This is a genomic window from Streptomyces sp. NPDC044063 (assembly GCF_056434285.1).
This window is the reverse complement of the sequence record NZ_JBWKFM010000027.1, coordinates 1-11,195: the sequence shown is the minus strand read 5'-3', so window position 1 is coordinate 11,195 and position 11,195 is coordinate 1. Positions and strand designations below refer to the sequence as shown.

10 protein-coding genes are annotated in these 11,195 nt (G+C 72.7%); 6 read left to right on the top strand and 4 right to left on the bottom strand.

All coding sequences use genetic code 11. From position 1 onward, the window contains the following. Positions 1-659 precede the first annotated feature (659 nt). Positions 660-1,850, top strand: coding sequence for a cytochrome P450 (locus AC07BS_RS27570; protein ID WP_478647646.1), 1,191 nt, complete (start codon positions 660-662; stop codon positions 1,848-1,850). Between the two features lie 70 nt (positions 1,851-1,920). Further along, entirely contained in the window at positions 1,921-3,990 is a 2,070-nt protein-coding gene (locus AC07BS_RS27565) for a 3-hydroxyacyl-CoA dehydrogenase NAD-binding domain-containing protein (RefSeq protein WP_478934827.1), read from the top strand. A 113-nt stretch (positions 3,991-4,103) separates the two neighbouring features. On the opposite strand, the gene rfbB is transcribed toward AC07BS_RS27565, so the two are convergent. Next, positions 4,104-5,114, bottom strand: coding sequence for a dTDP-glucose 4,6-dehydratase (rfbB, locus tag AC07BS_RS27560; protein WP_478934826.1), 1,011 nt, complete (start codon positions 5,112-5,114; stop codon positions 4,104-4,106). After that, a complete protein-coding gene (locus AC07BS_RS27555) occupies positions 5,111-6,178 on the bottom strand; it encodes a glucose-1-phosphate thymidylyltransferase (protein ID WP_478934825.1) in 1,068 nt (355 codons plus the stop codon). The genes rfbB and AC07BS_RS27555 overlap by 4 nt, the downstream gene beginning before the upstream one ends. A gap of 137 nt (positions 6,179-6,315) precedes the next feature. On the opposite strand from AC07BS_RS27555, the gene AC07BS_RS27550 reads away from it, so the two are divergent. Together AC07BS_RS27550 and AC07BS_RS27545 are read left to right on the top strand one after the other, a co-directional pair. Beyond that, positions 6,316-6,966 carry a 4'-phosphopantetheinyl transferase family protein gene (locus AC07BS_RS27550; protein ID WP_478647652.1) on the top strand — a complete coding sequence of 217 codons (651 nt, stop codon included), beginning with the start codon at positions 6,316-6,318 and terminating at the stop codon, positions 6,964-6,966. A gap of 211 nt (positions 6,967-7,177) precedes the next feature. Next, on the top strand, positions 7,178-7,684 hold the full coding sequence (locus AC07BS_RS27545; protein ID WP_478934824.1) for a Rieske (2Fe-2S) protein: 507 nt from the start codon (positions 7,178-7,180) through the stop codon (positions 7,682-7,684). Positions 7,685-7,756: 72 nt separating this feature from the next. Here AC07BS_RS27545 and AC07BS_RS27540 read toward each other — a convergent pair whose 3' ends face one another. Next, complete coding sequence (locus AC07BS_RS27540; protein WP_478647656.1) at positions 7,757-8,401, bottom strand: cysteine hydrolase family protein; 645 nt, start codon at positions 8,399-8,401, stop codon at positions 7,757-7,759. 104 nt (positions 8,402-8,505) lie between these two features. Between AC07BS_RS27540 and AC07BS_RS27535 the strand changes: the two genes are divergently transcribed. Beyond that, on the top strand, positions 8,506-9,006 hold the full coding sequence (locus AC07BS_RS27535) for a pyridoxamine 5'-phosphate oxidase family protein (RefSeq protein ID WP_478934823.1): 501 nt from the start codon (positions 8,506-8,508) through the stop codon (positions 9,004-9,006). Here the strand turns inward: AC07BS_RS27535 and AC07BS_RS27530 are convergent. Continuing rightward, entirely contained in the window at positions 9,003-9,932 is a 930-nt protein-coding gene (locus tag AC07BS_RS27530; RefSeq protein ID WP_478647660.1) for a LysR family transcriptional regulator, read from the bottom strand. The genes AC07BS_RS27535 and AC07BS_RS27530 overlap by 4 nt on opposite strands. A 74-nt stretch (positions 9,933-10,006) precedes the next feature. On the opposite strand from AC07BS_RS27530, the gene AC07BS_RS27525 reads away from it, so the two are divergent. After that, on the top strand, positions 10,007-11,071 hold the full coding sequence (locus AC07BS_RS27525; protein ID WP_478934822.1) for a DMT family transporter: 1,065 nt from the start codon (positions 10,007-10,009) through the stop codon (positions 11,069-11,071). Positions 11,072-11,195 lie beyond the last annotated feature (124 nt).

The window sequence follows — 11,195 nt, the reverse complement described above, 5'->3', positions numbered from 1 at the left end:
AGAAAAGCCCTCTTTCAAACCCCGGCTTCCCGATCGCGACAGGCCACAACCGAGAGGGGGCGGCGATCAGGAAAGGACTTCAACTTCGAACTTCATGTGTGGTCCGACAGCGGATCGGGACGGCGGCACCACCACCTGCCGCGTGGGCTCCGTCGCCCACCGGCATCCGCCGGATCACGCTCTCAGCGTGATCCTCTTCGAAGCCGCGTGGCGTTCACGGTGGCACCGAAGGGCGAGCGGGATCCTTGCACGACAACGAACGGCACGTGTACCGCGAACGAACTCATCGGCGGGGCCGGGGATCCGCCGGACGTGCCGTGGCCGTTTCCGGACATGCTCTCATCGCCTCCCCCAACCCACGATGCGTATGTTCGTTCGGACACACGCTACCCCACAAGACTTGAGCGTCAAGGCAGTTGAATATGCATGATCGTTATTGATGCGAACGGCGTTTCCCATGAGCGCGAGTTGGGCGCCGTTGACGACCGAAAGACGCGTCGTCGCAGGTCGCGGCAGTTGCCCGCGGCGGCGCACCGGCCGGCCCGGCCCCGCCATGAACCCGCGTACGAGCGACGACGGTTGACCCGCCAGGGGCTCACCGGGATGATCCAGTTCGTGGCCGGTTGTTGCCGGACCGACATTCGCCAAGGGGTTCAGACGTGACAGAAGCCGTTTCCTTCCCGCAGGCTCGTTCCTGCCCCTACCACCCGCCCACCGGTTACCAGCCGTTACGCGAAGAGGGGCCGATCACCCGCGTCAAGCTCTACGACGGGCGCGAGGCGTGGATCGTGACGGGCCACGCCGAGGCACGGCAGCTGCTCACCGACGAGCGACTGTCGTCGGTCCGCGAGAACCCCGCCTTCCCGGTGACCTCGCCGCGCTTCGCGGCCATCCCCCTCGAACAGCGCCGCACCCCGCTGCTCGGCGCCGACGGTCCTGAGCAGCACGCCCAGCGCCGCATGCTGATGCCGAGGTTCACCAACCAGCGCGTCGCCGACCTGCGCCCGCGGATCCAGCGGCTCGTGGACGAACTGCTGGACGCCATGGTCGAGAAGGGCCCGACCGCCGACCTGGTCGCGCAGTTCGCGCTGCCGCTGTCGTCGAGCGTCATCTGCGCGCTGCTCGGCGTGCCGTACTCCGACCGCGACTTCTTCGAGGAGCAGTCCTCGCTCCTGCTGCGCGCCACGACGGGCGAGGAGGCCGCGGGTGCCGCCGTCCGGCTCATGGGCTACATGGGAGAGCTGATCGCCCGCAAGGAGAGCGAGCCGGGCGACGACCTGCTGGACACCCTGGTCGCCCATGTGCGGGCGGGCGAGCTGGAACGCCAGGACGCGGTCAGCCTGGCGATCTTCATGCTCGTCGCCGGTCACGAGTCGACCGCCAGCATGATCACTCTGAGCACCCTGACGCTGCTGGAGCACCCCGAGCAGCTCGCCGCGCTGCGGGCCGACGACACGCTGTTCCCGAACGCCGTCAACGAGCTCCTGCGGTTCCTCTCCATCGTGGAGGGGCTGGCCCGGGTGGCCACCAAGGAGATAGAGATCGGCGGGGTGGTCATCCGCCCCGACGACGCGGTGTTCTTCGCGACCTCGCTGATCAACCGGGACCCGTCCGTCTACCCGGTCCCCGACGAGCTGGACCTGACGCGCTCGGCGCGCCACCACCTCACGTTCGGCCACGGCATCCACCTCTGCCTCGGTCACAATCTCGCGCGCGTCGAGATGGAGATCGCGCTGCGGGCCCTGTTCACCCGCCTGCCCGGCCTGCGTCTGGCCGCCCCGATCGACGAGATCCCGTTCGCACCGGGCGACACGATCCAGGGGCCGCTCTCCCTCCCGATCGCCTGGTGAGGCGGCCGGCGACAGAGCCGGCCGTCCGGGGATCCACCATGATCAGGCAGAACCCACACTGGAGGGGCAAGTGAGAGACGAAGTCGTGACCCGCGCGACCACCCGGGTGGTCCCGGTGCCCGGGCTGGCGAAGCCGGTCGCGCTGATCACCCTGGACAACGGGCTCGACCCCACCAAGCCGAACACCTTCGGCCGCGAGGGGATCATCGGCATCGACGCCGCCTTCGACGCGGCGCTGGCCGCAGACCCGGCGGCGATCGCCGTGACCGGCAAGCCCTTCTGCTTCTCCGTCGGCGCCGACCTGGCCGCCGTCGGTATGGACCGCGAGACCACGCTGGCCGTCGGCAAGCTCGGCCACGACGCGTTCCGCCGCTTCACCGACTCCGCGATCCCGACGTTCGCGTTCGTCAACGGGGTGGCGATCGGCGGCGGACTGGAACTCGCCCTGTCGTGCCAGTACCGGACGGTGGCGGCGGACGTCCCCGCGATCGGCTTCCCGGAGTGCGCCCTCGGCCTGTTCCAGGGCTGGGGCGGCACGCAGCTGCTGCCGAACCTGATCGGTCCGGACCGCGCGGTCACCGTGATCATCGAGAACGCGTTCGACAACAAGATGCTCCAGGCCGCGGAGGCCGTCGAGCTGGGCATCGCGGACGTGCTGCTGGACCCGGCCGACTACCTCGACGCGTCACTGCGCTGGCTCGCCGGTGTGGTCAACGGTGAGATCGCGGTGTCCCGCCCCGAACTCGACCGCGGCGCGGGCTGGGACGCGGCGATCGCACGGGCGCGCGCCCTCGTCGACGCCAGGACCCACGGCGCGTCGCCGGGACCGCTGCGGGCCGTGGAGCTGCTGGACTTCGCCCGCCACAACGACCTGGACCGCGGCTACCCGGCCGAGTCCGAGGCCATGGCCGAGGTCCTGATGGGCGACGAGTCGCGGGCCAGTCTGTACGCGTTCAGCCTGGTGCAGTGGCGCGCGACCCAGCAGCCGGGCGTACCCGACGCGTCACTGGCGCGTCCCGTGAACAGCGTCGGGATCCTCGGTACGGGTCCCGAGGCCTCGCGGCTGGCCCTGCTGTTCGCACGGCAGCTGGACGTCCCGGTCGTGCTGGCCGACACCGACCGGGCACGCGTGGACGACGGCGTGGCCCGGGTGCGCACCGAGGTCGACGCGCTGCTCGGCGGCGGGCAGCTGTCGCGGGACGCGGCTGACCGCGTCAAGGCCCTGGTGTCCGGCTCGCCGGGCCGGGAGGTGCTCCGGGGGGCCGACGTCGTCGTCGAGGCCCCGGACGGCGATCTGCCGGAGAAGCGGCGGGGGTTCGCGGAGATCGAGGAGTACGTGTCGACCGGATGCGTTCTGGCGACCGCCGCGTCCTCCGTATCGGTCGCGGATGCGGCTGGCGAACTGCGGCACCCGGAGCGGGTGGTGGGCCTCCACTTCGCCCACCCGATCGCCGCCATGCCCCTGTTGGAGGTCGTACGCGCCGACGGGACCGACGACGCCACGCTGGCGACGGCGTTCGCGCTGGGCAAGGGCCTGGGGAAGACCTGCGTACTGGTGGCGGATACGCCCGCGTTCGTGGTCGACCGGGTGCTCGCCCGGTTCCTGGGCGAGGTCGTCGCGGCCCTGGACGAGGGGACGCCGTTCGAAGTGGCGGACCGGGCGTTCGACCCGCTGGGGCTGCCGATGGCGCCGCTGGACCTGCTGGGGCTCGTCGGCCCCGCGGTCGTCCTGCGCGTCGCCGAGACCCTGCACACGGCGTTCCCCGACCGGTTCACCGTGAGCGGGAACCTGCGGCGGCTCGCCGAAGCGGGAAAGACCTCCGTGTGGCTCCGGGACGCCGAGGGCACCAGGACCCTCGACCCCGAGGTCGCGGCGCTGTGGCGGGCCGGTTCGTCGCCGTCCACCGGGGCCGGGCTGCTGGACCGTACGTCGGCGGCGCTCGCCGACGAGATCCGGCGGATGCTGGACGAGGGTGTGGTGGCCGAACCGCAGGACGTCGACCTGTGCCTGATCCTGGGCGTCGGCTGGCCGTTCTGGCTCGGCGGGATCACTCCGTACCTCGACCGGGCCGGCGTGTCGGAGCGGGTGACCGGCCGGCGGTTCCTGCCGCCGGGCGTCGCCGGCGTCCCCGAGGAGTAGCCGCCCCGGACCCGGGCAACCCTCCGCGCCTCCACCGTGCCGCCCCGGCAACCGGCCTCACCGCCGGCCGCCGGGGCGGTCCCGTAGCACCCGGCGACCGGGTGCCGGGGCGGCTACCGGGCTCCCGCTCCCAGCTCGGCGCGCCGCTCCAGCGGCTCCCACCAGTGCTGGTTCTCGCGGTACCAGGAGACCGTCTCGGCGAGCCCGGTGGCGAAGTCCTTGCGCGGCCGGTAGCCCAGTTCCCGGGTGATCTTGGCGCAGTCCACCGAGTAACGGCGGTCGTGGCCCTTGCGGTCGGCCACGTACTCCACCGACTCCCAGCCGGCCCCGCACGCCTCCAGCAGCAAGGAGGTCAGCTCCTTGTTGGTGAGTTCGGTGCCGCCGCCGATGTTGTAGACCTCGCCGGGACGGCCCTTGGTGCGGACCAGTTCGATGCCCTGGACGTGGTCGTCGATGTGCAGCCAGTCGCGGACGTTGAGCCCGTCCCCGTACAGCGGGACCGTGCGGCCCCGCATCAGCCGGGTGATGAACAGCGGGATCAGCTTCTCGGGGAAATGGTGGTGGCCGTAGTTGTTCGAACAGCGGGTCACCCGGACGTCGAGTCCGTGGGTGCGGTGGTACGAGAGGGCGATCAGGTCGGCGGCCGCCTTCGAGGCCGCGTAGGGCGAGTTGGGGGACAGCGGGTGCGTCTCCGGCCAGGACCCGTGCGGGATGGAGCCGTACACCTCGTCCGTGGAGATGTGGACGAAGACGCCCCGGCCGCCGGCGTGATGGCGCAGCGCCGCGTCGAGCAGCACCTGCGTCCCGCCGACGTTGGTCCGGACGAACTCGGCGGCGCCCAGGATCGATCGGTCCACGTGCGACTCCGCGGCGAAGTGCACGATCTGGTCGTGCTCGGCGACCAGCCGGTCCACGGTCGCGGCGTCGCGGACGTCCCCCTGGACGAAGGAGAAACCGGGGTGTTCGCGTACCGGGTCGAGATTGGCCGGGTTGCCGGCGTAGGTCAGCTTGTCGAGCACGGTGACCCGTACCCCGGCCGGTCCGTGCGGGCCGAGCAGGGTGCGGACGTAGTGGGAGCCGATGAAGCCGGCACCGCCGGTGACGAGGATCCTGGTGGTGGTCATGACGAGATCCGCACCTTGCTGTGGTCCCCGAGCACCAGCCGGTGGGCCGCCGGTACCCCGGTGGCGGGGGTCACCTCGACGTCCCGCCCGATCAGCGAGCTCTCGATGCGGCGGACCCCCTGGATCGTGGCCCCGGCCAGGACGATGGAGAACTCTATTTCGCTGGCCTCGATCCGGCAGTCCGACGCGATCGAGGTGGACGGGCCGACGTAGGAATCGACGATCACCGTGTTCGCGCCGATCACGGCCGGCCCCACGATCCGCGATCCCCGGATCTCGGCGCCGGCCTCGATCATGACCTGGCCGATGACCTCGCTGGTCCCGTCGACCGAGCCGTCGACGCGGCCCTCGACGCCTTCCAGGACGGCGCGGTTGACCTCCAGCATGTCGATGACGTTCCCGGTGTCCTTCCAGTAACCGGAGATGGTCGTGGAACGGACGTCACGTCCGTGGTCGATGAGCCACTGCAAGGCGTCGGTGATCTCCAACTCGCCGCGCGCGGACCGCTCGATCCCCCGTACGGCCTCGTGCACGGCCGGGGTGAACAGGAAGACGCCGACCAGGGCCAGGTCGCTGCGCGGGGCGGCCGGCTTCTCCTCCAGGGCCACCACCTTTCCCGAGATGTCGAGTTCGGCGACGCCGAAGGCGGAGGGGTCGGCCACCTTGGTGAGCAGGATCTGCGCGTCGGGGCGGTTGTCCCGGAACTCGTCCACGAGATCCGCGATGCCGCCGACGATGAAGTTGTCACCGAGATACATGACGAAGTCCTCGTCGCCGAGGAACTCCCGTGCGATCAGGACGGCATGGGCGAGGCCGAGGGGTGCGGACTGCCGGATGTAGGTGATGTCGAGGCCGAAGGCGGAGCCGTCGCCGACCGCCCGCTGGATCTCGGGGGCCGTGTCACCGACGACGATGCCGACCTCGGTGATACCGGCCTCCGCGATGGCCTCCAACCCGTAGAAGAGAACGGGTTTGTTGGCCACGGGGACGAGCTGCTTGGCGTAGGTGTGGGTGATGGGCCGCAGGCGGGTTCCGGCCCCGCCGGACAGTACGAGAGCCTTCATACCGGCGCAGTCTAGGCCGCCGAACACGCGTGCTGGCCTTATGGCTCCCATGAGGTCTTTTCTTGTTGGATCATCTAACTGACCTACGGAACCCGACCCGTTCAAGTGCCCGGAGGGCACCGAATTATGCTGGCCGGATGACGATCGAGAGCCTGCTGCCGCCGGGCGCGGTGTACGTCCACAGCTTCACCGATCGGCTCGACACCCCGCTGTTCCCGGAGGAGGAGGCCGTGATCGCCCGGGCCGTCGCCAAGCGGCGTGCCGAGTTCACCACGGTCCGCGCGTGCGCGCGGGACGCGCTGGCGAAGCTCGGACACCCGCCGGCGCCGCTCCTGCCGGGAGAACGGGGTGCGCCCCGCTGGCCGGAGGGTGTCGTGGGCAGCATGACGCACTGTCCGGGCTACCGCGCCGCCGTTGTGGCCCGGGCCGACGAGGTGGCCGCGCTCGGCATCGACGCGGAGCCGGACGAACCCCTTCCGGACGGTCTGCTGGCGAGCATCGCCCGCCCCGAGGACCTCACCGCGCTGGCCGCCCTGCCCTCCGGGGGCCCGGCCTGGGACCGGTTGCTGTTCAGCGCCAAGGAGTCCGTGTACAAGGCGTGGTTCCCGGTGGGCCGGCGGCTCCTGGACTTCCACGAGGCCTCGGTCGCCATCCTTCCGGACGGCACCTTCACGGCCCGTGTGCTGGTGCCCGCACCGGACCTGCGGGGCAGGCCGCTGACCGGCTTCTCGGGCCGCTGGGCCGCCGGGAACGGGCTGGTGCTGACGGCGATCGCCGTGGAGCGCTGAAAGAGCCGGGGAGACGGAGCGCTGAAAGAGCCGTCCGCGCCGGGGGAACGTCCGCCCTCGCACAGGGGTGCCACATGGCGGGGGGCCGTGCCGTGGGGGAGCATTCGTACCGGGTTGCTCGGCGGGTCGCCCGGCCCCTGAACGCCGGGGCCCTCCGGTCCGTATGAGTCCTCGACCCAGCTGCCCCACCGGACACAGCAAAGGATCGATCATGACGCAATCCGCATCGGCACCCTCCGGACCGGCCCGCCGCACGGTCGTCGCGACGGCCGGGGTGACCGGCCTGGCCGCTCTGCTCGCCGCCTGCGGCGGTTCGGACGGCCAGGAGAAGACCCCGGAACGGACGGAGCCGCCCGGGACGTCCGGTCAGGGCTCCACGGCCCCCGGGCAGCCCGGGCAGGCCACCGGGCAGGCGGCGCCGGGCGGGGCCGGCGCGGCCCTGGCGAAGACGTCGGACATCCCCGTGGGCGGCGGGAAGGTCTTCCCGGACCGCAAGGTGGTGGTCACCCAGCCGGCGAAGGGCCGGTTCACGGCGTTCTCCGCGGTCTGCACCCACCAGGGCTGCCTGGTGAAGGACGTCGCGGACGGGACCATCAACTGCCCCTGCCACGGCAGCAGGTTCTCGGTCACCGACGGCAGCGTGCGCGGCGGCCCGGCGCGCGCGCCGCTGCCCGCGCGGCAGGTGAAGGTGAAGGGCGACTCGCTGACCCTGGACTGAGGCCGGCCCCGGGCCCTCCCCGGTAGGACGGGACGTGGCTCTCGATGGGCTGGGCGGCGGCCGGCGGCGGGTTCAGCCGCGCGGCCGCCGCTGCCGCCATGTGCGGAGCAGGGCGTCGGTGGTGGTGACCGCGGCCACCAGCGCGAGGGTGTGGCGGACCAGCGCCGCCGTGTAGTCGGCGGGCACCCCGGCGATGGCGTCGGAGGGGACGACGGCGGTGTAGCCGAGGTTCACGGCGTCGAAGACGGCGTTGGGGACCGCGACGTTGGCCGAGACGCCGGTGACGACCAGGGTGCGGCAGCCGAGGTTGCGCAGCAGGGCGTCCAGGCCGGTGCCGGCCAGCGGGGAGAGCCCGTGCAGCCGCCGTACGACCAGGTCGCCGTCCCCGACCGGGATCGGGTCGGCGACCCGGACGGCCAGGCTGCCGGTCAGCTGCTGGACGGGCAGCCGTTCGACGGCGCGCAGGAGCGGCGCGTTGCGCCCGGCGCCGCGGCCGTCGGGGCGGCGCTCGGCGATCGCGTGCACGACCTGGACGCCGGCCCGGTGTGCCCCGGCGACGAGCCGGGCGACGTTGACGAGGGCGCCCGAGGCGCGGGCGACGGCCGCCAGCTCGGGCATGGCGCTGTCGGGACCGACGACGCCGCTCTGGCACTCGACGGTCAGCAGCACGGTGGTCGCCGGGTCGCTCTCGCCGGCGGGCGGTTCCTGCGGCGCCATGGTGCGCGCGAGCGTAACGGGCATTGCGCGGCGGGGGAAGAGGAGCCATTCTTCTGACGTTCCGTCAGGAATGGCGCCAGGGCACACGGGAAGCGGGGTGCGCGATGACGGGCACACAGCGGCGGGGCCGCCGGATCATGATGACGCCCGCCGAGCTGGACGCGTTCCTCGCCGGGCAGCGCGTCTGCCGGGTGGCCACGGCCGGCCCGGGCGGCCGCCCGCACGTCGGCGCGCTGTGGTTCGCGTGGGACGGCCGGGCCCTGTGGTTGTACTCCCTCGTCCGCAGCCGGCGGTGGGCCGACCTGCGGCGCGACCCGCGCGCGGCGGTGGTGGTCGACGACGGCCACGCGTACGGGGAGCTGCGCGGGGCCGAGCTGTCCGGCACGGTGACCCGGGTCGGCGAGGCACCGCGCTCGGGGGCGCCGTGCCCGGAGGCCGAGGAGGCGGAGCGGCTCTTCGCCGCCAAGTACTTCGGCGGAACCACCCTTCCGCACGACGGCCGCCACGCCTGGCTCCGGCTGGTGCCGGACGCCGTCGCCTCCTGGGACTTCCGCAAGCTCCCGGCACCGCCCTCCCCCGCCGGCCCGACGGGACCGGTCCCCTAGCCGGTGACGGCGGCGCCGTCGCGGCGGGCCACGGCGGCTCCGGATTCCCGCAGCGCGGCGACGGCGGCCCGGATCGAGGGCCTCCGGCCCGCGTCGGTGCGCCAGATCGCGAACACATGGCGGCAGATCGTGTGCCGTACGGGCACCACGCGCACCTCCTCCGGCACCGGCCCCCGGCCGAGCCGCGGCGCGACGGCGACGCCCAGGCCGGCGGCGACGAGGGCGAGCTGGGTGTGGTGCTCCTCGGCCATGTGCGAGATGCGGGGCTCGACGCCCCTGCCGCGCAGGGTGAGCAGCAGCCAGTCGTGGCAGAACTCGCCCTTGGGCCAGGAGATCCACTCGTCGTCCGCGAAGTCCTCCAGCGCGACGTGCTCCCGGTCGGCGAGCGGGTGGTCCGCGGGCACGACGACGTCGACGGGGTCGTCGAGGAGGGGCTCCTTGGCGAGCCCGGCGGGGACCGGCAGGGGCTTGTTGTACCAGTCGAGGACCACGGCGAGGTCGATGTCGCCGCGCACCACGCGCGGCACGGCCTCGTCCTGCTCCATCTCCTCCAGCCGCGGGCTCATCTGGGGGTGCTCGCGGCGCAGCGCGGTGAGCGCGGCGGGGAGCAAGCCGCGGGCGGCGGTGGGGAAGGCGCCCAGCAGGAGCTCCCCGACGGCCTGCCCCTGCTGGGCCTCCAGATCGGCCTGGGCGAGCTCCACCTGGGAGAGGATGCGCGAGGCGTGATCGGCGAGCAGCCGTCCGGCGTCCGTCAGGCGCACTCCGCGGCCGTTCTTGGCGAGCAGCCGCTGACCGGTCTCACGCTCCAGCTTGGCCAGCTGCTGGGAGACGGCCGAGGTGGTCACGTGCAGCCCGTCGGCCGCGGCGCTGACGGAGCCGTGGCGGGCGACGGCACTGAGGGTGCGCAGGCGCTCCAGGTTCAACATGTAAGCGATGCTACGCGTTCTCCCGTAAATATTCTTGCTTGTTCTAACTTGTTCGACCCGGCATGGTGGACGGCATGAGCAGCGTCGCCGGATCCGGATCCTCCGCCCCTCCCTCCCCCGCCCGACCCACCGTCGACTGGCGCGTACGCTTCGGCGTCCTGTCCCTCATCTGGGGTTTCAGCTTCCTCTTCATCAAGCTCGGAACCGACGGCTATGCCCCGGCGTACGTCTCCTTCGGCCGGATGTTCTTCGGCGCGGTGGTGCTCCTGCTGACGCTGCTCGTCACCCGCGGGCGGCTGCCGCGCCGGGGCCGGACCTGGGCACACCTGGCCGTCGCGGCCTTCCTGTGCAACGCGCTGCCGTTCACGCTCTTCGCCTACGCCGAGCTGACCATCTCCACCACGCTGGCCGGCATCTGCAACGCCACCACCCCGCTGTGGGGCATGGTGCTGTCGCTCGTGGCCCTCTCCGAGGACCGGCCGACCCGGCGCCGCTTCGCCGGGCTGGGCCTCGGCTTCATCGGCGTGCTCACCGTGCTCGGCGCCTGGCAGGGCTTCTCCGGTCAGGACCCGAAGGGCACCCTGCTGGCCCTGATCGCCTCGCTCAGCTACGCCGTGGGCTGGATCTACGTCCGGCGCACCCTGTCGGACACCGGCGACTCGCACCTGTCGATGTCCGGCGGCCAGCTGCTGCTGGGCGCCGCCCAGCTCGCCGTGGTGGCGCCGATGATCAGCCCGCTGCCGACCTCCTTCCCCGTCGTGCCGCTGCTGGCCGTCCTCGCGCTGGGCGCGCTGGGCACCGGCCTCGCCTTCCTCCTGCAGTACGCGCTGGTGGCCGAGGTCGGGCCGACGACGGCCACCATGACCACGTACTTCATCCCGGTCGTCGCGACCGCGGCGGGCGTCAGCCTCCTGGGCGAGGACCTGTCCTGGAACACGCCCGTCGGCGCGCTGATCGTCCTGGCCGGAGCGGCGCTCACCCAGAGCCGGGGCACGGCGGGCGGCGCCTCCAGGACGGCGGCCCGCTCGGCCGACACCACGGCGGAGGACGACGCCACGACGGGCGACGCCGCGACGAACGATGCCGCGCGGGCCGTCGGGGCGGACACCGCGGAGGCCGGGGCCGCGCGGTCGTCGTAGCCCGCCCTCAGTCGTAGCGGCCCGCCGGAACCGGGGGGGGGGGGGGGGGGGGGGGGGGGGGGGGGGGGGGGGGGGGGGGGGGGGGGGGGGGGGGGGGGGGGGGGGGGGGGGGGGGGGGGGGGGG

Bases quoted from the DNA above. Each gene is read 5' to 3' on its own strand.
- rfbB (WP_478934826.1), bottom strand. From the start codon at position 5,114: ATGACCACCACCAGGATCCTCGTCACCGGCGGTGCCGGCTTCATCGGC.
- AC07BS_RS27555 (WP_478934825.1), bottom strand. From the start codon at position 6,178: ATGAAGGCTCTCGTACTGTCCGGCGGGGCCGGAACCCGCCTGCGGCCC.
- AC07BS_RS27550 (WP_478647652.1), top strand. From the start codon at position 6,316: ATGACGATCGAGAGCCTGCTGCCGCCGGGCGCGGTGTACGTCCACAGC.
- AC07BS_RS27545 (WP_478934824.1), top strand. From the start codon at position 7,178: ATGACGCAATCCGCATCGGCACCCTCCGGACCGGCCCGCCGCACGGTC.
- AC07BS_RS27540 (WP_478647656.1), bottom strand. From the start codon at position 8,401: ATGGCGCCGCAGGAACCGCCCGCCGGCGAGAGCGACCCGGCGACCACC.
- AC07BS_RS27535 (WP_478934823.1), top strand. From the start codon at position 8,506: ATGACGGGCACACAGCGGCGGGGCCGCCGGATCATGATGACGCCCGCC.
- AC07BS_RS27530 (WP_478647660.1), bottom strand. From the start codon at position 9,932: ATGTTGAACCTGGAGCGCCTGCGCACCCTCAGTGCCGTCGCCCGCCAC.
- AC07BS_RS27525 (WP_478934822.1), top strand. From the start codon at position 10,007: ATGAGCAGCGTCGCCGGATCCGGATCCTCCGCCCCTCCCTCCCCCGCC.